The organism is Kribbella sp. NPDC051137 (assembly GCF_040682535.1).
Taxonomy (GTDB): domain Bacteria; phylum Actinomycetota; class Actinomycetes; order Propionibacteriales; family Kribbellaceae; genus Kribbella; species Kribbella karoonensis.
Genome location: NZ_JBFBBI010000004.1, coordinates 18,511 through 38,759, shown reverse-complemented (window position 1 = coordinate 38,759; position 20,249 = coordinate 18,511). Strand labels below are relative to the sequence as shown.

Below are 20,249 nucleotides of genomic sequence, written 5' to 3'. Positions count from 1 at the left end.
GAGAGAGCGATGACCGTGCTGGTCACCTACGCCACCAAGATGGGCGCGACCGCGAGTATCGCCGCGGCCATCGGTGTCGAACTCCGCGCCGCCGGGTTCGCGGTCGACGTCCGCGAGATCGGCGCCGTCCAGGCGGTCACGCCGTACGACGCTGTCGTCCTCGGCAGCGCGATCTACCAGGGCCGCTGGCTCCCCGAGGCCGTGCGCTTCCTCCGCCGGCACGAACGTCAGCTCCGCACCCGTCGCGTCTGGCTCTTCCACTCCGGACCGCTCGGCGCGAGCCGGCAGCAGGCCCAACCCGTACCGGCCGACGTGGCGCGTCTCGCTCGCGAGTTCGGTGCTCCCCCGGTCAAGACCTTCGCCGGCAACCTCCAGGCCGACGTCGTGCTGCACGACGACGACCTCGAACGACTCGTCGGCGACTCCCGGGACTGGCTGGACGTCCGCGCCTGGACCCGCCAGATCGCCACCACCCTCGAGGCCCCCGGAGAAGGGAGTGCTCACGATGCGCGTCAAAGAACTCATGACGACGCCCGCGATCACCGTGCTCGGTGAGACTCCGGTCAGTGAGGCCCTGCGGCTGCTCGATCGCAACCAGATCACCACGCTGCCGGTCGTCGACCGTCAGGGCCGGTTGGTGGGTGTGGTGAGCGAGGCGGACCTCATCCCGGACATGCTGCTGGTCGAGGATCGCGTTCCGTCGTACCCGCTGAGACTCTCCGCGGTCTTCCGGCCGCGCCGGGTCGCCGAGCTGATGGCGAACCTGGTGATGAGCGTGCACGCGGACGAGGACGTCGACGCGGCGATCGATCTGCTCCGGGAGACGATGGTGAAGAGCCTGCCGGTGGTGGACGGCGAACAGGTCGTCGGCGTGATCAGCCGCAGCGACGTCATCCACTACCTGGCCGGCCGCGACTCCCGGATCCGCAACGACATCCTCGACCAACTGCGGGCACGAGACCTGAACTGGCAGGTCGAGGTCGACGACGGCATCGTCCGCGTCCTCGGCACAGCCGGTGAACTCGACCGCCGGCGCGCGGAGTCCATCGCCGGCTCGGTCGCCGGAGTCATCGCGGTCCACGTCCCCTGACCGTCTCAGTGCGTGCCCAGCTTCTCCTCGAAGAACGCCAGTACGCGGTCGACGCCCTCCTGCCGGCGATGCTCGGTCAAGGTGGAGTGCTTGCGGCCGGGGAACTCGACCGCGATGAAGTTCGCGCCGAGCTCCCGGCGAAGGGTGTCGAACCGTGTGCCGACGGCGGGATCGCCCTCGTAGCGCAGGCCGAGCACCTGGCATCCCGCGGCGGCCTTCGCCTTGACCGACGCCAGGTCGGCCGGGCTGAGTCCCAGGTCGGCCTTGCGCGCCGCACCGACCGGAGCGGGTGAAGCAGGCTGGGCGAGCACCGGCGCCGCGACGGGAGCATCGGCCAGCATCGCGAGGGCGAAGCCACCGGTCATACACATGCCGACCGCGCCGACACCCGGTCCGCCCAGCTCGTCGTGGAGTTCGCGAGCCAGCGACCGCAGCCAGGCCGCGACCGGTGTCGTCCGTCCCCTGGCGAACATCGTGAACTCCCGGCTCACGCAGATCCCCGCGATGCTCCGAACCGACTCGAGCACCGTGGCCGGAGCACCCGGCCGGCCGAACAGCGAGGGCATCACGACCGTGAAACCGCGAGCCACCACCTCTTCGGCGAACTCGAGCACCGCGGGGGTGATACCAGGGATCTCGTGGATCACGATCACACCCGGACCGGTGCCCTTCCGGTACGTCGGGTGCGTCACGCCGGCTGCCGTGTGGCTGCTCAGAGCCCACGAATCGAGCGAACTCATAGCACCGGACATTACACCTGTGGCGCCGCTGAGAGCTGCCACGACTTTGGTCCCGGCCACCAGAGTCCAAGGACCCTGCTCATGGACCGCGTCCGCGCGGACGGTGGGAGAAAGTTCTCTCGGAGGAGGCATGATGGCCGGCAGCTACGTTCACTGGGGAGTCATCCAGATCTCGGTGACCAACCTGGTCATCATCCTCGCGATGATCGTGGTCTTCGCGCTCGCGATCGTCGTACCGTTCCGGCACGGCGACGACGATCAGGACCGGCCATGACCTCGATCGCCAGCCGTACTGCGGCACCCGACCGGCCGGCCAGGGGCAACTGGACGGTCCGTCTGCGGGAGCGGCTCAGCCGGACGGTCCCGCCCGGGCAACTGCTCCCGGACCGGCAGCCCGTGTACGTGAGTTCGTGGATCTACGTCTTCGGCGTACTGACCTTGGCCGCCCTGCTGGTCGTGCTCGCGTCCGGCGCCGTCCTGGCGCTCGGCGGGCCGGCCTGGTGGCACACCTCGTCGACCGGGCACTTCGTGAACTCGCTGCACCTGTGGAGTGTCGAGCTGTTCTTCGCGTTCATGGTGATCCATCTGTGGGGCAAGTTCTTCATGGCCGCGTGGCGGGGCCGGCGCGCGCTGACCTGGATCACCGGCGTGCTGTGCTTCGTCGGCTCCATCGGCACGGCGTTCACCGGCTACCTCTCGCAGTCCAACTTCGACTCGCAGTGGATCAGCACGCAGGCCAAGGACGGTCTCAACTCGGTCGGCGTCGGCGCCTGGTTCAACGTCCTGAACCCCGGCCAGATGCTGATGTGGCACATCGCCCTGCTGCCGTTCGGCGTCGGCGTGGTCGTGGTGCTGCACGTGATCCTGGTCCGGCGGCACGGCGTCGTACCACCGATCGACGCCGAGGTCGCCGAGGTCGCCGAGACCGGCCGTACCGACGAGGAGGGCACGTCATGACCGCCTCCGCAGCCGTACGCCGGCATCGGACACCGGACGCCCACGACTTCCCGACCCGCTCCTACGACCTGGTCAAGGAATTCGTCGTTGCACTGGTCGTCGTGGCGGTGCTCACCACGGTCCTGGCGGCGGTGTTCTCGTCACCCGACGAGAAGCCGATCACGTTGTCCGACTGGGCGCAGAAGGCGCCGAACGACGTCGTCGCGACCGCGACCGGTGAGCTCGCCGGCACGACCACGAGCGCGCAGTACGGACCGCCGTACAACCGCGCCGGGAGCGGCCAGACGCTAGGCCCGCTCGATCTGCAGAACTGGGCCGGTGTGCGGATCCCGGTCGACTCCGCGAACGATCTCGTCATCACCCCGCTGCGCGGCGTCCGCGGCGACCAGGCCCTCAGCAGCGCGCTGACCGCCTGGACGTCGGCGAGTCCCAAGAACCAGCAGGAATGGGCAGCGGCGTACGCCGACGCGTTGTCGAAGGCACCCGACGGTGCGCCCGCCGCGGTCAAGCCGTCGTCCGCCTTCGGCCCGGTCCCCGTGCTGGGCGCGAAGTTCCTGGACCTGGCTCGGTCCGGCGGGCTTGAGGGCTCGCTCGACTCCAGCGGGACCTTCTACCAGGGAGATTCCACCCGCGGCTTGCTGCTACTGGCCGACGGCGCGTACCTCGAGGACCAGGCCCGGGCCAGGAACCTCGGCGGCGACCAGTGGGGCATGATGAACGAGACCGGCAACTACCCGGGCCAGCCGTGGATGTGGCTGTACACCTTCTGGTACCAGGTCAAACCGTTCTCGACGTCGGACAACGCAGACGCCCAGGTCTGGGCACTGATGATGGTCCTGACCCTCGGCCTCGTCCTCGTCCCGTTCGTCCCCGGCCTCCGCTCGATCCCCCGCTGGATCCCGCTGCACCGCCTGATCTGGCGCGACTACTACCGCCGTACCAGCCCCTGACGAGCCCGCGCGGATCAGATCCAGGTGGTACGGAGCCGCTCGTACTCCGCGGCGGTCACGGGCAGCACGACACCGTGACAGGGACTCTCCGGCAGGCGGTAGTCCGCACAGGGTTTCCAGGTCCCGCCGGCGAGGTCGGTCGTCTCGAACGGTACGTACCGACGGTCCGGGGTGAACTCGTCGATCCAGAGATACCACTTCTCCTCCGTGTTCGACTCGTACACGAGCGGACCTTCGCCCTGCTTGATCGCACCGAGGCCGATGCCCTCGGCCAGCGGCTGCCAGGCGGTGCCCGTGAGGGAGGTCGAGGTCTCGGAGAAGATCGACTTGCCGAGCGGTGCGTCGCCGCCACGACTCCGCTCGTCCTTCAGGAAGCGGTAATAGATGCCGTCGTGCCGGATCACCGTGGCGTCGATCGTCTGCCAGCCCCGATCGATCCACACCCGCGGCGGCGTGAACTCCCGGAAGTCGCGCGTCGTCGTACACATGATCCGGTTGTAGCTGTCGCCCGTGTGCTCGGCATCGTCGTACAGCGTCGACGACCAGTGCACCAGATACGCGTCCTGCTCGGGGTCCCAGACCGACTCCGGCGCCCAGGCGTTGCCCGCCGCGGGCGGCGCCACCTCGACCAGCCGGCCCTCGCCCCACTCCACCAGATCGGCCGACTCCCACACCATGATCGAACGGCTTCCGTGCCGTTGGTGCCGATCCCAGTCCAGGCAGTCGTACAGGCACAGATCGGTCGCGACCAGGTAGAACCGATCGCCTTCCGGAGAGCGCACGACATGAGGATCACGTACGCCGTGCTCACCCGCCGACGATCGCAGTACCGGGCGTCCGCCGTTGAGGTCGTCGAACCGCAACGGATCATCGCCGTCGCTCAGCGCGAAGTAGATCTGCTCGCCGTCGACGTCCTCGCGTTTGAAGTGCACGTAGAGGTAGCCGACGTACTGCGGTGGCGCTTCGGTCGAATTCATCGGGCTCCAGGGTGGTTCGCGATGTACGGGATGGTTTGCGGGCCTTCAGGGAGTACACAGACGCGTGCGTCCGGGCCGGCTGCGGCGACCGCCGCGGAGATGTCGGTCGTCTGCTCCAGGTGTACGGCGGCCAGCTCGGCGTCGGACAGGAAACCTGTGTGCATCACGACCCGGCTGGTCGCCTGGATCCGGGCCTGGATCTGCACCTGCCACTGATCGGGAACGGTCTCCTGGCCGGCGATCTGCTCGAGAAGCCCTTGCGGCGAAGGCGCAGACGCTAGCACCGAGCGGTACGACCCGTGATCCGGGAAGCCGTCACGGCACTCCGCCGCGCAGATGATGGTGCCGCCGGGGCGAACGATCTGGTGCGCGGCGGACATCCCCTTGACCGACTGGTACAGGTTCTGGTCGAGGGGAAAACCAGAGTTGGTCGTGACCACCACGTCGAACGCGGCGTCGACCGGTTGCATAGCGATCCGCTTCGCCACGGCGCAGGCGGCGGTGTGCATCGGCAACAGGTCACCACCGAACGCCGCGACGATCTCCTTGTCGCGGTTGAGCACGACGTCCAGGGCGAAGGTGACACCGGTGGCATCGGCGATCGCCCGTACGTCGTCGTGCACCGGGTTGCCCTGGATCACTCCCCAGGTCGCCCGCGGGTCGCCGATCCGGGCCGCGTCGTGGAGTACGAGCACGGTGTCGAGACCCGCCAGACCCGGTGCGACAAGTTTCGGTCCGCCCGAGAACCCGGCGAAGAAGTGCGGCTCGACGAAGCCGGTGGTGATCCTGACGTCCGCGTCCACCCAGTGCCTGTTCAACCAGACCGGCACACCGTTGCCGTGGGCCCCCATCCAGGCCAGCTGGTCCCGGTCGCGTCCGTCGTGATTGACGATCCGTACGGCGTCGACGACCTCGTCGCCGAACATCTGCCGCAGCTCCGCGTCGCTGTTGCCCCGATGCGTACCGGTCGCGACCAGCACCACCACGTCGTCCAGGTCGACCACGCCGTCCAGCTCCGCCAGTACTGCGGGAATCATCAACTCCCGCGGCTGCGGCCGAGTCCCGTCACACGCGGAGATCGCCACCGTCTGCCCTCGCCGTACCCGCTCCCGCAACGGAGCCCCGGCCACCGGCGCACGCAGCGCCCGCCGCAACACCCCCACCGGATCCACGGCCCCCTCATGATGCACGGGCTCCACCACAGTCGTCCGCGCCGGATCCACGTCAACAACCAGGCCCGACTCTCCGTACGCCAGCCGAACCTCCATCACACGGCCGCCAGGTCGACGGCCAGGCAGTTGGCTGTCTCGAGCGGTGGTGTGGCGGGGAGGTCGACCACCAGGACGCCGTACGACTGCTGGAACGGGACCGGGCCGTGGCCGAGCAGGCGGACATCGGTGACGGTCTCGTGGCCGGTGAGGCTGCGGATGACTGCGCGGGCGTCGGACGGCCAGGCCAACTGGAAGGCGTAGAGGGTGTTGTCGCGGCGGGTGAAGCGGTAGTCGGTGCCCGTCCAGCTGACCCGGTCCTCGGTGAAGCCGTCGATGAGCACCGTCGATGGGCCTTCGCCGTACACGCGGAACGGCCGCGTGCCGAAGATGCCCTCGCCACAGACTCGCGTCCAGGCGCCCAGCTCGTCGAGAAGCTGCGCGCACTCGGAGTCGATCGTGCCGTCCGGCAACTGGGGCACGTTCAGCAACAGGTTGCCGTTCTTCGACACGATGTCGACCAGCATCTCGATCACATGGCCCGCGGTCTTGTACACGTCGCGGACGTTGTAGAACCAGTCGCCGACCGAGGTGTCGGTCTGCCAGGGCGCCGGATGGATTCCTGGCGTCTGGCTGCGCTCGATGTCCATGATGCCGACCGCGCTCACTTCGGGGCTCCGGTCCTTCTGTTGGTACACGGCGCGCGGGTTGGTGTTGTAGAGGTGGGCGACTGCGCTGAGGCCGGGTGTGTAGTCCACCTTCCCGAACGGTAGCGGCCCGTCGGAGTACAGCAGGTCCGGCTGGTACTTGTCGATCATCTCGGTGACCGAGTCCAGCCAGTACCGGTGCCACTCTGGATCGTCGGTGTACCAGGGATCCGGCACCTCCCCGCCCTCGGTGGCCTTCATCCAGGTGAACGAGGCACCCAGATGCTCCGTGAGCCCGAACGGCAGCCCACGCCCGGCCGCGGCAGCCCTCCACAGCCCCACGACGTCCTTGCCGGGGCCTACCTGCACCGAGTTCCACGGATTGACCGCGGAGTCGTAGTTGAAGAAGTTGTCGTGGTGGACGGCCTGCGCCACGAAGTACCGGGCGCCGGCCGCCACGAAACGATCCATCAGCTCGTCCGGGTCGAAACGCTCCGCCTTCCACCGCCGTACGACGTCCTCGTAGCCGAACTCCGACGGGTCGCCGTACGTCCGCAGGTGGTAGCGGTACTGGTCGCTGCCCTCGCGGTACATGTGGCGCGCGTACCAATCGCCGTACCGCGGCACCGACTGCGGTCCCCAGTGCGACCAGATGCCGAGTTTCGCGTCCCGGAACCACTCCGGGCACTCGAAGCCGGACAGGGATTCGAAAGTTGCGTCGAACGGCACTGGTCGCTCCTCGTCAGGATTACTTGTTGGGGATCTTGTCGTACGCGCCCTGCTGGATCTCCAGGTAGCGCTTGAGGCCGAGACCGTCGAGACCCTTGACGTAGCTGTCCCAGTCGGTGTCGAGGTTCTTCGAGCCGGTGATGAACTGCAGCGCGTTCTGCTGCACGTAGCTGTCGATGTTGGTCTGCAGCGTGGCGAGCTCGCTTGCGAGGCTGGGGTCGATCCACACCTTCCAGAACGGGTAGATCTCGGCCTTGTCCTCGTGGCCGGCGTACAACTTGGTGGCCTCGTACAGCTTCCGCTCGTACCCTGCCTGCGAGTAGATGTCGGTGCCGATCGCCTCCGAGTTCCGGAAGTGCGCGGTGTTGTTGTACTGCGCCATCGCACCCCAGCCGGAGTTCCGCGGCGCCGTACCGGGCTTCTGCGGGATCTGCTTGAAGGTCGGCTTCAGCGACTTGTCGAGTGCGACGTCGCCGGCGGCCGGCTTGGTCCAGCCCTTGCCCTCCATGCCGAACTGGCCGTTGATCTGGCCCGGGTCGGTGAAGATGTAGTCGAGCATCTTGATCGCCGCGATCTGCTTCTCCGGCGTCGCCTTGCTGGTCAGCACGAAGGTCGCACCCGGCGCGCTCGGGAAGTTGTAGCCGGTGTAGCTCTTGCCTTCCGGCCCGGTCAGCGGCGGTACGGCGTCGTACTGCTTGTCCCGGCCGTCCGCCGAACCGGTGTTGACGAAGATGCCGGGGTGCAGCACCGTCGCGGAACCGAGGATCACCGAGCCGGCGTGGTTGCCCTGCTGGGAGAGCGCGTCCCCGTTCTGGGTGAAGGCGCCCTTGTCGATCAGGCCTTCCTTGTAGAGCGAGTTGAGGTACTTCAGTCCCTCGCGCCAGCCGTCCTTGTTCGCCTGGATGTCGACCTTGCCGTTGTTCAGCACCAGGGCCGAGTTGTTGTACCCGCTGGATCCCTGCGGGTCGTAGATGAACGCGTTCATGAAGTACGGGATCAGGAAGTCTCGGACGTCGGCGCTGAGCGGGATCTCGTCGGCCTTGCCGTTCCCGTTCGGGTCCTGGGTCTTGAACGCCTCGAGGACCTTGCGCATGTCCTCGGTGGTCTTGGGTTGCTGCAGTCCGAGCTTCTTCAGCCAGGCCGAGTTCATCCAGAGCTTGTCCTGATACGAGCAGTGGAAGCAGTCCACCCATTGCGGCAGGCCGTAGATCTTGCCGTCCGGCGCGGTGGCCATCGCCTTCCACTCAGGGGTGGCGTCGAGGGCCTTCTTGATGTTCGGCGCGTACTGGTCGATGAGCTGGTTCAGCGGTACGACCACTCCCTGCGTCGACAGCTTCTGCAGATCGGTCTGGCTGAACTGGTCGACCCACGGGATCAGCAGGTACAGGTCCGGGTAGTCGCCGCTGGCCAGCGAGATCTGCCGCTTCTCCTTGGCCGGACCGCCGTCGAACGTCGTCGTCTGCCACTTGATCGTGATGTTGAACTTCTGCTGGATCAGCTTGGTGAAGTCGTTCGTGGCCAGGTTCGTGTCGGCCGACTGCGGCGCGAACACGTTCAGCGTGACCGCCGGGTTGCCGGTGATCGTCGGGAGCGGCTTACCCTCCGCGGCGTTCGAGCCACCGCCTCCGGAACAGGCCGCGAGGGCGAGTGCGAGGAGGCTGATTCCGGCGATCGCGGCACGCCTCTTCCTACTGAGCTTTACAGACATGGGTTCCTCACAGAGGTTGAGGATCAGCCCTTGACGGCGCCGATCAGGATTCCCTTGGTGAAGTAGCGGGCGACGAACGGGTAGATGAGCAGCACCGGCACGCTCGCGACCACGATCAGCGAGTACTTGAGCAGGTCGGCGAGCTGCTGACGCTGGATCACGACCGAGGCGTCGACGGCCCCGCCGCCGGTGGTGTTGAGGATCAGGATGTTCCGCAGCACCAGCTGGAGCGGGAACAGGTCCGGGTTCTTCAGGTAGATCAGCGCGTCGAAGTACGAGTTCCACTGCATGATCGCGTACATCAGCGCGACCACCGCGATCATCGGCTTGGCCAGCGGGATCACCACCGACCAGAGGAACCGCAGGTCGCCGCAGCCGTCCAGCTGCGAGGCCTCGACGAGCTCGTCCGGGATCGCCGTACGGAAGTAGGTGCGAGCGATGATGACCTGCCAGACGCCGATCGCCTGCGGGATGATCAGCGCCCACCGGGTGTCGAGCAGGCCGACCGACTGGACCACCAGGTACGTCGGGATCAGTCCGCCGGTGAACAGCATCGTGAACAGGATCAACGTCATCACGACGTTCCGGCCGACCAGCGTACGGCGGGACAGCGGGTACGCGACCGCGATCGTCATCGTGACGCTGACAACCGTGCCGACGACCGTGTAGAACAACGAGTTCAGGTAGCCCTGGATGATCTGCGGGTTCTCGAACACCGCGTGGTACCCGCGTACCGAGAAGTCCACCGGCCAGAACAGCACCCGGCCGGACGAGACCGCCTCGGGGCTGCTGAACGAGCTCGCGAGGACGTACAGCAGCGGCAGCAGCACGACGGCGAGAAACACCGCCAGCAGTAGGTAGACGCAGAACATGAAGATCCGGTCGGCGCGCGGCTCGCGGATCCGGCGGGCCCGCGCCGCGCGGCGCTCGACGCGCTTGCTCGGCAACGTCCTGACTTGCGTGTCGATGCTCATGACCACAGTCCGTTCCCGGTGATCCGCTTGGCGACCATGTTCACGACCAGCAGCAGGACCAGGTTGATCACCGAGTTGAACAGGCCCACCGCGGTCGCCATGCTGAAGTCCGCGTTCAGCAGGCCCGTCTTGTACACGTAGGTGGCGATGATCTCCGACTGGCTCAGGTTGAGCGGGTTCTGCAGCAGGAACGCCTTCTCGAAACCGATCGCCATGATGTTGCCGACCGCAAGGACCAGGATGATCACCGCGGTCGGCATGATGCCCGGCAGGTCGACGTGCATGATCCGCCGCAGCCGGCCGGCACCGTCGACCTTCGCCGCCTCGTGCAGCGCGGGATCGATCCCGGCCAGGGCGGCCAGGTAGATCACCGCGGAGTACCCCGTGGTCTGCCAGACGTCGGACCACACGTAGATGTGCCGGAAGTAGTCCGGATTCCCGAGGAAGTCGATCGCCGGTACGCCGAAGAACCCCAACCCCTCGTTGACGATGCCGAGCCGCGGGGACAGCACCAGGATCGTCATCGACACGACCACGACGGTCGAGATGAAGTACGGCGCGTACGTGACCAGCTGGACCGTCCGCTTGAACAGCCCTTGACGGGCCTCGTTCAACGCCAGCGCGAGCACGATGGCGAGCGGGAAACTCGCTCCGACGGTGTAGACCGAGAGTACGAAGGTGTTCTTCACCAGGGTCCAGAACACCGGATTGCGGAAGAACAGCTCGAAGTTCTGCGAGCCGATCCACGGACTTCCCCAGATGCCCTTGGTCACGTTGTAGCTCTTGAACGCCAGCACGGCGTTCGACATCGGGATGTACTTGAAGACAGCGAACCAGATCAGCGGCACAACCATCAGCAGGTAGAGCGTCCAGTGCCGTCGAAGGCTGCGGCGCAGTCCTTTGATGCCGGCGCGTTCCCGGCGCCGGCGTCGCTTGGGCCGAGCTGGAAGCTCACCGGCCGGTGGCCGGACGGTTGTCAGCGTTGCCATGAGACCTCCTCGTCCCGGCCGGCGATCAGGGACGAGCTCACGCGCTGACCGATCCCGGCCGTCAACCGCACCAGCGCCCGATCGGCACCGTGGCGGACGACCCGCTCCTGGTCCCGGTCGGCGGTGAGGACTGCTTCGATGCCCTGCGATGTCCAGGCGATGTCGACCGTGACGCCGCCACGAGCCCGGAGGCCGGCGGCACGGCCGCTCGGCCACTCGGCCGGCAGCGCCGGCAACAGCTCGATCTCGCCGTTGTGGGTCTGGAGCAACATCTCCGCGATGCCCGCTGTCGCGCCGAAGTTGCCGTCGATCTGGAACGGCGGATGCGCGCAGAACAGGTTCGGGTAGACACCCGCACCGCTCCCTGGCCGCCCCGTCGCGGCGTCGTCGGCCGGTCGGAGGAACGCACGCACCAGCCGGTGCGCCGCGGCGGCGTCGCGCAACCGGGCCCGTAGACAGATCTTCCACGCGAGCGACCAGCCCGTCGCCTCGTCGCCCCGCAGATCCAGCGTCCGCAGGGCCGCCGCCGCGAGCTCGGGCGTGCCGTCCGGAGTGATGGCGTCGCCAGGATGTACGCCGACCAGGTGCGACATGTGCCGATGGTGCGGATCTTCCTCCGGAAGGTCGGCCGCCCACTCCTGCAGCTGACCACGCGCGCCGATCAAGGGTTCGGGCAGCCGCTTCCGTGCGGTGGACAGCTCGCCCACGATCGGATCGACGAGGTCGAGCAGCTCCGCCGCGCGCTCGACCCGCTCGAACAGGTCCGAGATCAGCGCGATGTCCATCGTCGCCGACTCGGTCACCGAGGCAGGTTGCCCGTCGGACGCGATGTAGTCGTTCTCCGGAGACGTCGACGGCGCCGTACCGAGGCTGCCGTCCGGCATCTCGACCAGCCAGTCGAGACAGAACTCCGCCGCGCCGCGCACCACGGGCCAGCACCTGCCGAGGAATTCGAGGTCGCCCGTGAACTCGTAGTGGTCCCACAGATGCCGCACCAGCCACGCGCCGGCCATCGGCCAGTTCGACCACCGCGGGTCGCCTTCGACCGGGTTCGTCCAGCACCAGGCATCGGCGTTGTGGTGCGCGGCCCATCCGGCGCACCCGTACCGCTCCTGCGCGGTCCGGCTGCCCGACTCGGCAAGTTTTTCGATAAACCTGAACAGGGGTTCGTGGCACTCGGACAAGTTGGTGGTCTCGGCCGGCCAGTAGTTCATCTCGGTGTTGATGTTGACCGTGAAGTTCGAGCTCCACGGCGGCCGCAGGATGTCGTTCCAGATCCCCTGCAGGTTCGTCGGCAGGCCACCCGGTCGTGAACTCGCGACCATCAGATAGCGCCCGTAGTTGAAGATCAGCGCGGCCAGGGCCGGATCGTCGGCGGTTGATCGGCCGACCCGTACGTCGGTCGGTAAGCCGGCCGGCTCGGTTGGTCCGGCCAGCTCGAGAGACGCGCGCCGGTAGAGCCGTCGGTGATCCGCCTGGTGATCAGCGAGCAGGTCGCCGTACTCGCGATCGAGGGCGGCGCGCACGGTCCGGTCCGCGGCGGTCAGGCATTCGTCGCCGGTGCGCTGCGGGACGGCGTACGGACCGTCGTACCCCGTAGCGGTCGCGAGGATCAGCACGATCTCCGTTGCACCGTCGACAGTGAGCTCGACAGGGTCCGCCCGGAGCTCTCCGTCGGTCCTGCCGCGCAACGCGATCGCCGCCGACATGCCGCGATCGGGGCCGTCGGAGTACCGGATCGGCTCCGGCACCTCGCGATGCGGCGGGGCGACGTCGGCGGGTGCTCGCAAGATCAGACCGAGCCCGTCTTCGATGCCGCGCGGGTGCGATTGCAGCTGCGACGTCAACCGGCACGTCAGCGCGAGTACCGGCTCGGATGCGGTCAATCGCTGGACCAGCACACCGTCCGGCGCGCTCACGAAGACCTCCTGCCGCACCGCCACTCCCCCGACCTCGTAGGCCGTCGTGACCATGGCGCCGTCGAGATCAAGCTCGCGACGGTACTGCGTGACCGCGGCGGCGTCGGGCGTGGTGCCGGCGACCCGGATGTCGAGCAGGAGATCACCCGCCGGCAGGTATGCCTGCGAATAGCCGGAGTGAAAGCCGCGGGCCAACTCGTGCGCCCGCCTGACGTCGCCTGCCCGAAGCGCGTCGCGCACAGCCTGTACGGCGTCCGCACCGGTCGCGCCGAGCGGAGCCGACAACGACCGTACGGTCTCCGGCCCTCCCGACCACAGGGTCTCGTCGTTCAGCCCGATCCGGTCCTTGCCGACGCCGCCGTGGCACATCGCGCCGATCCGGCCGTTGCCGATCGGCAGCGCCTCCAGCCAGGTCGCTGCGGGACGGTCGTAGTACAGCCGTTGCGAGGCGGAACGGTCAGAGCTCACCAGGTTGCTCATACCAGCAGTCCTCCGTCGAGACGACGAGGTATTAATCCCATGAATTTCCGGGATCGTAGCGCCGTCGCTCCGGCTGGTCCATACTTGGCTGCACCAAAGATGGATAAAGATCCCATCTATCGCCCAGTTGTGAGAGGCCCGCCATGCGATGCATCACCTCGGTGGAGGTCGTCGACGTCCGCTTCCCGACCTCGCTGAACAGCGACGGCTCCGACGCGATGAACAAGGACGGCGACCATTCGGCGGCGTACGTTGTCCTGCGCACCGACGACCCGGAGCTGGCCGGGTACGGCCTGACCTTCACCATCGGGCGCGGTACCGACCTGTGCGCGGCGGCGGCCCGGCAGCGCGCCGAACCGCTGATCGGCCGGAACGTCGACGAACTGTGCGCCGACCTCGGCGGGATCTACCGGGAACTGCAGTCGGACAGCCAGTTGCGGTGGCTCGGACCCGACAAGGGCGTCATCCACCTGGCGCTCGCCGCGGTCATGAACGCGGTCTGGGACCTGGCGGCCCGGCGGGCCGGCGTACCGCTGTGGCGGCTGCTGTGCGACATGTCGCCCGAGGAACTCGTCGACGCGGCCGACCTGCGGTATCTGGCCGACGTACTGACTCCCGACCAGGCGATCGCGCTGCTCGCCCGCCAGGAACCGGGCCGCAAGCAACGAATCGCGGAACTCGAGACGACCGGCTACCCGTGCTACACCACGTCGGCCGGCTGGCTCGGGTACTCGGACGCCAAGCTGCGCAGGCTGTCCGAGGAGGCCGTTGCCTCCGGCTACAAACATGTGAAGCTCAAGGTCGGCGCGAACCTGGACGACGACATCCGGCGCTGCGGGATCGCCCGCGAGGTGCTCGGACCGGACGGTCACCTGATGATCGACGCGAACCAGGTCTGGGAGGTGCCGCAGGCGATCGAGTGGGTCAAGGCGCTCGCCGAGTTCGACCCGCTGTGGATCGAGGAACCGACCAGCCCCGACGACGTGCTCGGGCATGCGGCGATCCGCAAGGCCGTCGCGCCGATCGGCGTCGCCAGCGGCGAGCACGGCATGAACCGCGTGCTGTTCAAGCAGATGTTCCAGGCCGGCGCCCTCGACTACTGCCAGCTCGACGCCGCTCGTCTCGGCAGCGTCAACGAGGTGCTCGCCGTCTACCTCCTCGCCGCGTCCTTCGACGTACCGGTGTGCCCGCACGCCGGTGGTGTCGGCCTGTGCGAGCTGGTGCAGCACCTGTCGATCTTCGACTACGTCGCCGTCTCAGGCAGCCTCGACGGCCGCGTCACGGAGTACATCGACCACCTGCACGAGCACTTCGTCGAGCCCTGCGTGGTCCGGAACGGCTCGTACGTCCTCCCGGTCGCCCCCGGTTACAGTGCCGAGATGCACACGGAGTCACTCGAGACCTACCGCTTCCCGGACGGCAGCTACTGGGCCGCACGCCTGGCCACGGACGCGCAGCCATGACCGCCGAGCCCCGCGCCCCTGGCGTTTCGCAGACCGATGTCGTGGTCGAGGGCATCCGGCAACTGATCATCGACGGCCGGCTCCAGCCCGGCGACCGGCTGCCCGTCGAGAAGGACCTCGCCGCTGCCCTCGGCGTGTCCCGCAACCCGCTGCGCGAGGGGGTCCGAGCGCTGTCGATGATGGGCGTGCTCGAGACCCGGCGGGGCGACGGCACCTACGTCACCACGCTCGACCCCTCGATGCTGCTGGCACCGATCGGCTTCGTGGTCGACCTGCAGGACGGCAGCGGCACCACGCATCTGCATTCGGTACGCCGGATGCTCGAGACGGAGGCCGCCGCGGCGGCTGCGCAGCGGATCGGCGTCGCGGAGCTCGACGCCGCCACCGAACTGCTTCGGCACAACGAGGCCGAACTGGCGCACAGCGAACCGAACCACGAGACGGTCATCGAGAACGACATCGCGTTCCACCGCATCATCGCGGAAGCAGCCGGCAACCCGGTCCTGGCGGCGCTGATCGACGCCCTCGGCGGCCGCACGATGCGAGACCGGCTCCGCCGCTCGATCACCCAGCCCGGCGCCGACGACACCGCCCACCGGGAGCACTTGTCGATTTTGGCCGCCCTGACCGCACATGACCCGGACCGGGCCCGGACCCGGATGTCCGCCCATCTGTTCACCGTCGAGGACTACCTCCTCGAGCAAAGCGTCGTGAATGAGGCCTTGTGACCATGCTGCAGTGGAGCACCCCCGACCTGACCCTGACCTTCGCCCTCGACGACGGCCCGGTGCGGCTGATCCTCCATCCGGAGCAGGACACCAGCCAGCCACTGGTCGAGGTGTCCGCCGTCGGGTCGGGCCGTTCGCCCAGCAGCAATCGGCACGCGGAGACCGTGCTCGGTCAGCGGCTGCGGTACGTGCGGCACGAGGACAGCGGCGGCACGCTGCGCATCCTTCAGGAGGACCCGGACTCCGGGCTGCGCGTCACCAGCGTTTTCGAGGCGGGAGCCGGTGTCCGCACCTGGTCGGAGGCGTCCGTTGCAGGCCCCGGATCGCTCGTGCTGACGTTCCTGTCGTCGCTCGCCGTCGGCGTCGGGTCCGTGGACGCCGACCTCTACTCCGCCGCCAACAGCTGGATGGCCGAGAGCAGATGGTCGGTGCAGCCACTGCGCTCCGGAGCGCTCGCCGACATCACGAGCGAGGGCCATCGTCACGTCGCCCGGACCCGGCACGCGGTCACCAACCTCGGGTCCTGGTCCAGCGGGGAACAGCTCCCGATCGGGGTCCTGGTCGACCGGAGTACGCCGTACGCGCTCGGCTGGCAGATCGAGCACAACGGACCATGGCACTACGAGATCGGTGAGAGCCACCGCGGCGGATACCTGGTGCTGAGCGGCCCGACCGACCAGGAACACCAGTGGAGCGTGGAAGTCACCGAGGACAAGCCGTTCACGTCCGTACCGGTGTCCCTCGTGTCCGGGACAGACCGCGACAGCGTGTTCGCCGCGCTCACCCGCCAGCGCCGCGCCGTACGCCGTCGACGTCCTGCCGACGACCGGATGCCGGTCGTCTTCAACGACTACATGAACACCCTGCTCGGGGACCCGACCACCGAGAAGCTCCTACCGCTCATCGACGCCGCCGCCGAGGCCGGCGCGGACTACTTCTGCATCGACGCCGGCTGGTACGCCGAAGGCGACTGGTGGAACACCGTCGGCGCCTGGCAACCCTCGACCACCCGCTTCCCGAACGGGCTCGCCGAGGTCATCGACCGGATCCACTCGCACGGCATGGTCCCCGGTCTCTGGCTCGAGCCGGAGGTCATCGGCGTACGCTCACCGATCGCCGACGAGTTGCCCGACGACGCGTTCCTGACCCGCCGCGGCATCCGGATCGCGGAATCCGGCCGCTACTTGCTCGACCTCCGCAACCCGGTCGCCCGCAAGCACCTCGACGACACGGTCGACCGGTTGGTCGAGGAGTTCGGCGTCGGCTTCTTCAAGTTCGACAACAACACGATGACGGGCCCCGGCACCGACAAGGGCGGTACGTCGCTCGGCCAGGGGCTCCTGGAGCACAACCGCGCCCTGCTCGACTGGCTCGACGAGCTGCAGGCGCGGCATCCGGAGCTGCTGATCGAGAACTGCGCGTCCGGGGCGATGCGGATGGACTACGCGATGCTGTCCCGCCTGCACCTGCAGTCGACCTCGGACCAGGAAGATCCGTTGCTCTACGCACCGATCACCGCCGCCGCTCCCGCCGCCCTGCTCCCTGAACAAGCCGGCCACTGGGCCTACCCGATCACCGGAACCACCCGCGAACAGTTCACCTTCGCCCTCGTCAACGGCATCCCCGGCCGCCTCTATCTCTCCGGCCACCTCAACCGGATGACCGCACCCGAGCTGGACCTGGTCCGCTCGGCGCTGTCCGCCCACCGCGAAATCCTCAAAACTCTGGACACCCTCACCCCCAGCTGGCCTTTGGGTCTCCCCGGCTGGACCGACGACTGGCTCGCTCTGGCCCTCAACTCCCCCCAAACCACCTACCTGACCCTCTGGCACCGCACCCCCGGTCCCGCCACCATCACCCTCCCGATCCCCCGCGCCACCCTCAGCCCCCACTTCCCCACCGACACCACCGACTGGACCTACACCTGGACCGACGCCGGTCTCACCGTCACCACCGACACCCCCGAGCCCTCCGCCCGGGTTCTCCGCCTCACCACAAACCCCTAGCAACACGTACGCAAGGCAGGCGCGTTGGACCGCGAAGTCGCGAAGCACACGCCCGTGTCCACCACCCAAATCGTTGGCCACCGCTCGGCCAAGCTGCTACCAATGTGCGCCATGGAGCAGATATGCACGCACTTGCTCGTGACGGAGCGAGGCGAGGTCCTGGTCGAGGACGGCGGGCCGGAGGACGGGTTGGCGGTGATCGTGCATCCGGGGAGTCCGGGATCGAGGTTGTTGTTCGCCGCGGGCGCCGAGGCTGCGTCGAGATCCGGGCTTCGGCTGGTGAGCTTCGACAGGCCGGGGTACGGTTCGCGGACTGCGGTACCCGGGCGGACCATCGCGGATATCGCCACCGAGACGGAGATGATCGCGGACCGCCTGGGGCTGGAGCGGTTCGCGGTCTGGGGATTCTCCGGCGGCGGGCCTTATGCACTCGCCTGTGCCGCGATGATGCCCGAGCGTGTGGTCGCAGCCTGCGTGTTCGCGTCGCCCGCGCCGTACGCAGCCGAGGACTTCGACTACGCCGAGGGCTGGTCGCAAGGAGCACGTGAAGAACTGGACCGGTACTTCGCTGACCGCGTAGCCGCGCGTGCCAACTGGCGGCAGGACGCCGAGACGATGCTGTCGAAGTTCTCGGATCCGGACGGCTGGCTGGAGCGCTGGGGCGACCGGGCGGAACAGGACTTGGCGCACAGCCGAGAGGCGGCCGAGTACCTCGCCGCGGACGTGCGCGAGAGCTTGGGCAACGGCGACCAGGGCTGGTGGGACGACTGGGTATCGCTCATCGAGCCTTGGGGATTCGACCTCACCGGCATCCGCGTGCCGGTAAGGCTGTGGCACGGAGCGCGAGACCGCAACATGCCGATCGTGCACGGCCGTCGCATCGCGCAACTCGTCCCCGGAATCGAGGCGTCGTTCCCCGACGAAGACCACACGACAATCGAGGACAACCACCGCTTCGAGGCGTACGAATGGCTGAACAGCCGGAGGTAGGCCGCCTTGTCGCCTCAGACGGATACCATCAGTCGATGCCCGACCCGACGTTCGACACCGTCTTGATCAACGGCAGCGTCGGCACCGGAAAGACGACCACCGCCGAGCGACTCGGCGACGAGCTGGAGCGACGCGGTATCCCTGGCGCGGTCATCGACGTCGACTGGCTACGCCGATCATGGCCGGCACCCGCTGACGATCCGTTCCAGACCACACTGGCACTGGACAACCTGCAGACAATCGCCAGGAACTTCCGCCGCGCCGGCGCCCACGTGCTCATCGTTGCCACCGTCATCGAAACCCTGGACGAATTGCGCCGCAACGCAACCGCTCTCGGATCCAACCACCTGCTGCACGTCCGCCTGACAGCAGCATCCGACGCAGTCCTGTCCCGTTTGACGATCCGCCACGACGACGATCCCGCAGCCCTCCAATGGCACGCCCAGCGCCACCCCGAACTGGCCCGCATCCTCGACCAAGCGGCTTCACCAACGACCTACTCATCGACACAACCCACAAGACCGCCGACGAAGCCGCCCAGGAAATCCTCACGAAACTCGCCAGCTGACCCGCCCGGCAACACCGCCCTTGCGACACGGCAGGCCTCAGGCCTCGGCGCCGTCCACCGTGATCACGACCTTGCCGGCCTTCGTGCGGCCCTGCTCGACGTACGCCATCGCCTCCAGGGTCTCGTCGAACGGGAAGGCCCGGTCGATGACCGGCCGGAGGTCGCGGCCGTCGTACAGGGCGCGAAGCTCGCGCAGTTGCGAGCCGTCGGCCCTCATGAAGAAGAACTCGTACCGGACGCCCAACGCCTTGGCCCGCCGGCGGACCTTGCGGCTCAGCAGGTTCAGCACCGCGCCCATGAACGAGGGTGCCCCGACCTGCTTGGCGAACCCGGCGTCCGGCGGGCCCGCGACGCCGATCGCGAGGCCGCCGGGCCGCAGGACCGTCAGCGACCTCTCGAGATTCGTCCCGCCCAGGGAGTCCAGCACGAGGTCGTAGCCGGACAGGACCGACGAGAAGTCCTCTTTCGTGTAGTCGACGACGATGTCGGCGCCGAGGCTCCTGACCAGCTCCTCCGTCGAGGCGCTCGTGGTCGTCGCTACGGTGGCGCCGAGGTGCTTCGCGAGCTGGATGACCGTCGACCCGAGCCCACCCGCCCCGGCATGGACGAGTACCTTCTGCCCCGGTTTCACCTGGGCGCGCTCGACGAGAATCTGCCAGGCGGCCAATGCCACCAACGGCACCGCGGCCGCCTCCTCGAACGTGAGCGAGTCCGGCTTGAGTGAGACGTCGCGCTCGTCGATCGCGACGAGCTCGGCGAAGCTTCCGATCCGCAGGTCGCGCGGCCGGGCGTAGACCTCGTCCCCCACCTTGAAGTCACGTACGGCGGAACCGGCCCGGGCCACGACTCCGGCCACGTCGTGGCCGAGCACGAACGGAGGCTTGTACTTCAGGAGCTGCTTGAACTCACCGTCGCGGACCATCTTGTCCAGCGGGTTGACCGCGGTGGCCCGCACCCGGACCAGGAGGTCGTGGTCTCCGACGGTCGGCTCCGGTACAGCCGCGGCGCGCAGGCCGTCCTTGCCGTACTTCTCGACGACGAATGCCTTCATGTCAGCCCGCCTTGTGCGTGATCTTCTCAGTGGTTCGGGTGCTGGCCACCAGCATAGGTCGCTGAGTATAGAAAA

The 20,249-nt window shown here is 67.9% G+C and carries 19 protein-coding genes; 9 read left to right on the top strand and 10 right to left on the bottom strand.

Features of this window, described 5'->3' with window-relative positions:
- Window positions 1-9 precede the first annotated feature (9 nt).
- Both AB0M51_RS21235 and AB0M51_RS21230 read left to right on the top strand, forming a co-directional pair.
- On the top strand, window positions 10-555 hold the full coding sequence (locus AB0M51_RS21235; protein WP_363749952.1) for a flavodoxin domain-containing protein: 546 nt from the start codon (window positions 10-12) through the stop codon (window positions 553-555).
- A complete protein-coding gene (locus AB0M51_RS21230) occupies window positions 506-1,090 on the top strand; it encodes a CBS domain-containing protein (protein ID WP_344196280.1) in 585 nt (194 codons plus the stop codon). The genes AB0M51_RS21235 and AB0M51_RS21230 overlap by 50 nt, the downstream gene beginning before the upstream one ends.
- Window positions 1,091-1,095: 5 nt before the next feature.
- On the opposite strand, the gene AB0M51_RS21225 is transcribed toward AB0M51_RS21230, so the two are convergent.
- Window positions 1,096-1,830: a dienelactone hydrolase family protein gene (locus tag AB0M51_RS21225; protein ID WP_344196282.1), complete on the bottom strand. Its 735-nt coding sequence runs from the start codon at window positions 1,828-1,830 to the stop codon at window positions 1,096-1,098.
- A 133-nt stretch (window positions 1,831-1,963) separates the two neighbouring features.
- Here AB0M51_RS21225 and AB0M51_RS21220 point away from each other — a divergent pair, with 133 nt between their 5' ends.
- From AB0M51_RS21220 to AB0M51_RS21210, 3 genes are read left to right on the top strand one after another with little or no spacing between them, the layout of a single operon-like run.
- On the top strand, window positions 1,964-2,104 hold the full coding sequence (locus tag AB0M51_RS21220; RefSeq protein WP_344196284.1) for a hypothetical protein: 141 nt from the start codon (window positions 1,964-1,966) through the stop codon (window positions 2,102-2,104).
- Complete coding sequence (locus tag AB0M51_RS21215; protein WP_363749949.1) at window positions 2,101-2,787, top strand: cytochrome b N-terminal domain-containing protein; 687 nt, start codon at window positions 2,101-2,103, stop codon at window positions 2,785-2,787. Before AB0M51_RS21220 ends, AB0M51_RS21215 begins: the two co-directional genes overlap by 4 nt.
- Window positions 2,784-3,737, top strand: a complete 954-nt coding sequence (locus AB0M51_RS21210; protein ID WP_344196288.1) for a hypothetical protein — start codon at window positions 2,784-2,786, stop codon at window positions 3,735-3,737. The genes AB0M51_RS21215 and AB0M51_RS21210 overlap by 4 nt, the downstream gene beginning before the upstream one ends.
- Before the next feature lie 14 nt (window positions 3,738-3,751).
- Here AB0M51_RS21210 and AB0M51_RS21205 read toward each other — a convergent pair whose 3' ends face one another.
- From AB0M51_RS21205 to AB0M51_RS21175, 7 genes are read right to left on the bottom strand one after another with little or no spacing between them, the layout of a single operon-like run.
- Window positions 3,752-4,714 carry a glycoside hydrolase family 43 protein gene (locus tag AB0M51_RS21205; protein ID WP_363749947.1) on the bottom strand — a complete coding sequence of 321 codons (963 nt, stop codon included), beginning with the start codon at window positions 4,712-4,714 and terminating at the stop codon, window positions 3,752-3,754.
- Window positions 4,711-5,982: a nickel-dependent lactate racemase gene (gene larA, locus AB0M51_RS21200; RefSeq protein ID WP_363749945.1), complete on the bottom strand. Its 1,272-nt coding sequence runs from the start codon at window positions 5,980-5,982 to the stop codon at window positions 4,711-4,713. The genes AB0M51_RS21205 and larA overlap by 4 nt, the downstream gene beginning before the upstream one ends.
- Window positions 5,982-7,298, bottom strand: a complete 1,317-nt coding sequence (locus AB0M51_RS21195; RefSeq protein ID WP_363749943.1) for an alpha-L-fucosidase — start codon at window positions 7,296-7,298, stop codon at window positions 5,982-5,984. Before AB0M51_RS21195 ends, larA begins: the two co-directional genes overlap by 1 nt.
- 19 nt (window positions 7,299-7,317) lie before the next feature.
- Window positions 7,318-9,006: an ABC transporter substrate-binding protein gene (locus tag AB0M51_RS21190; protein ID WP_363749941.1), complete on the bottom strand. Its 1,689-nt coding sequence runs from the start codon at window positions 9,004-9,006 to the stop codon at window positions 7,318-7,320.
- A 23-nt stretch (window positions 9,007-9,029) separates the two neighbouring features.
- Window positions 9,030-9,980 (bottom strand): carbohydrate ABC transporter permease, encoded by a 951-nt coding sequence (locus AB0M51_RS21185; RefSeq protein ID WP_344196298.1) that lies wholly within the window; start codon window positions 9,978-9,980, stop codon window positions 9,030-9,032.
- Window positions 9,977-10,969 (bottom strand): ABC transporter permease subunit, encoded by a 993-nt coding sequence (locus AB0M51_RS21180; RefSeq protein ID WP_344196300.1) that lies wholly within the window; start codon window positions 10,967-10,969, stop codon window positions 9,977-9,979. The genes AB0M51_RS21185 and AB0M51_RS21180 overlap by 4 nt, the downstream gene beginning before the upstream one ends.
- Window positions 10,957-13,368, bottom strand: coding sequence for a glycoside hydrolase N-terminal domain-containing protein (locus AB0M51_RS21175; RefSeq protein WP_363749939.1), 2,412 nt, complete (start codon window positions 13,366-13,368; stop codon window positions 10,957-10,959). The genes AB0M51_RS21180 and AB0M51_RS21175 overlap by 13 nt, the downstream gene beginning before the upstream one ends.
- A gap of 143 nt (window positions 13,369-13,511) precedes the next feature.
- Here AB0M51_RS21175 and AB0M51_RS21170 point away from each other — a divergent pair, with 143 nt between their 5' ends.
- From AB0M51_RS21170 to AB0M51_RS21155, 4 genes are all read left to right on the top strand, one after another.
- Complete coding sequence (locus AB0M51_RS21170) at window positions 13,512-14,831, top strand: L-fuconate dehydratase (protein WP_363749937.1); 1,320 nt, start codon at window positions 13,512-13,514, stop codon at window positions 14,829-14,831.
- Window positions 14,828-15,559 (top strand): FadR/GntR family transcriptional regulator, encoded by a 732-nt coding sequence (locus tag AB0M51_RS21165; RefSeq protein ID WP_363749935.1) that lies wholly within the window; start codon window positions 14,828-14,830, stop codon window positions 15,557-15,559. The genes AB0M51_RS21170 and AB0M51_RS21165 overlap by 4 nt, the downstream gene beginning before the upstream one ends.
- 2 nt (window positions 15,560-15,561) lie before the next feature.
- Window positions 15,562-17,565 (top strand): glycoside hydrolase family 36 protein, encoded by a 2,004-nt coding sequence (locus tag AB0M51_RS21160; protein WP_363750801.1) that lies wholly within the window; start codon window positions 15,562-15,564, stop codon window positions 17,563-17,565.
- A 138-nt stretch (window positions 17,566-17,703) separates the two neighbouring features.
- Complete coding sequence (locus AB0M51_RS21155) at window positions 17,704-18,555, top strand: alpha/beta fold hydrolase (protein ID WP_363749932.1); 852 nt, start codon at window positions 17,704-17,706, stop codon at window positions 18,553-18,555.
- Between the two features lie 28 nt (window positions 18,556-18,583).
- On the opposite strand, the gene AB0M51_RS21150 is transcribed toward AB0M51_RS21155, so the two are convergent.
- Window positions 18,584-18,835 carry a hypothetical protein gene (locus AB0M51_RS21150; RefSeq protein ID WP_363749930.1) on the bottom strand — a complete coding sequence of 84 codons (252 nt, stop codon included), beginning with the start codon at window positions 18,833-18,835 and terminating at the stop codon, window positions 18,584-18,586.
- 325 nt (window positions 18,836-19,160) lie between these two features.
- Window positions 19,161-20,174, bottom strand: coding sequence for an NADP-dependent oxidoreductase (locus AB0M51_RS21145; protein WP_363749928.1), 1,014 nt, complete (start codon window positions 20,172-20,174; stop codon window positions 19,161-19,163).
- Window positions 20,175-20,249: the final 75 nt, after the last annotated feature.

Excerpts from the sequence above, each read along its gene's own strand:
- AB0M51_RS21235 (WP_363749952.1), top strand. The coding sequence starts at position 10 with ATGACCGTGCTGGTCACCTACGCCACCAAGATGGGCGCGACCGCGAGT.
- AB0M51_RS21210 (WP_344196288.1), top strand. The coding sequence starts at position 2,784 with ATGACCGCCTCCGCAGCCGTACGCCGGCATCGGACACCGGACGCCCAC.
- AB0M51_RS21205 (WP_363749947.1), bottom strand. The coding sequence starts at position 4,714 with ATGAATTCGACCGAAGCGCCACCGCAGTACGTCGGCTACCTCTACGTG.
- AB0M51_RS21145 (WP_363749928.1), bottom strand. The coding sequence starts at position 20,174 with ATGAAGGCATTCGTCGTCGAGAAGTACGGCAAGGACGGCCTGCGCGCC.
- AB0M51_RS21220 (WP_344196284.1), top strand. The coding sequence starts at position 1,964 with ATGGCCGGCAGCTACGTTCACTGGGGAGTCATCCAGATCTCGGTGACC.
- larA (WP_363749945.1), bottom strand. The coding sequence starts at position 5,982 with ATGGAGGTTCGGCTGGCGTACGGAGAGTCGGGCCTGGTTGTTGACGTG.
- AB0M51_RS21170 (WP_363749937.1), top strand. The coding sequence starts at position 13,512 with ATGCGATGCATCACCTCGGTGGAGGTCGTCGACGTCCGCTTCCCGACC.
- AB0M51_RS21185 (WP_344196298.1), bottom strand. The coding sequence starts at position 9,980 with ATGAGCATCGACACGCAAGTCAGGACGTTGCCGAGCAAGCGCGTCGAG.
- AB0M51_RS21215 (WP_363749949.1), top strand. The coding sequence starts at position 2,101 with ATGACCTCGATCGCCAGCCGTACTGCGGCACCCGACCGGCCGGCCAGG.
- AB0M51_RS21150 (WP_363749930.1), bottom strand. The coding sequence starts at position 18,835 with ATGAGCACGTGGGCGCCGGCGCGGCGGAAGTTCCTGGCGATTGTCTGC.
- AB0M51_RS21175 (WP_363749939.1), bottom strand. The coding sequence starts at position 13,368 with ATGAGCAACCTGGTGAGCTCTGACCGTTCCGCCTCGCAACGGCTGTAC.
- AB0M51_RS21190 (WP_363749941.1), bottom strand. The coding sequence starts at position 9,006 with ATGTCTGTAAAGCTCAGTAGGAAGAGGCGTGCCGCGATCGCCGGAATC.
- AB0M51_RS21180 (WP_344196300.1), bottom strand. The coding sequence starts at position 10,969 with ATGGCAACGCTGACAACCGTCCGGCCACCGGCCGGTGAGCTTCCAGCT.
- AB0M51_RS21160 (WP_363750801.1), top strand. The coding sequence starts at position 15,562 with ATGCTGCAGTGGAGCACCCCCGACCTGACCCTGACCTTCGCCCTCGAC.
- AB0M51_RS21225 (WP_344196282.1), bottom strand. The coding sequence starts at position 1,830 with ATGAGTTCGCTCGATTCGTGGGCTCTGAGCAGCCACACGGCAGCCGGC.
- AB0M51_RS21230 (WP_344196280.1), top strand. The coding sequence starts at position 506 with ATGCGCGTCAAAGAACTCATGACGACGCCCGCGATCACCGTGCTCGGT.
- AB0M51_RS21165 (WP_363749935.1), top strand. The coding sequence starts at position 14,828 with ATGACCGCCGAGCCCCGCGCCCCTGGCGTTTCGCAGACCGATGTCGTG.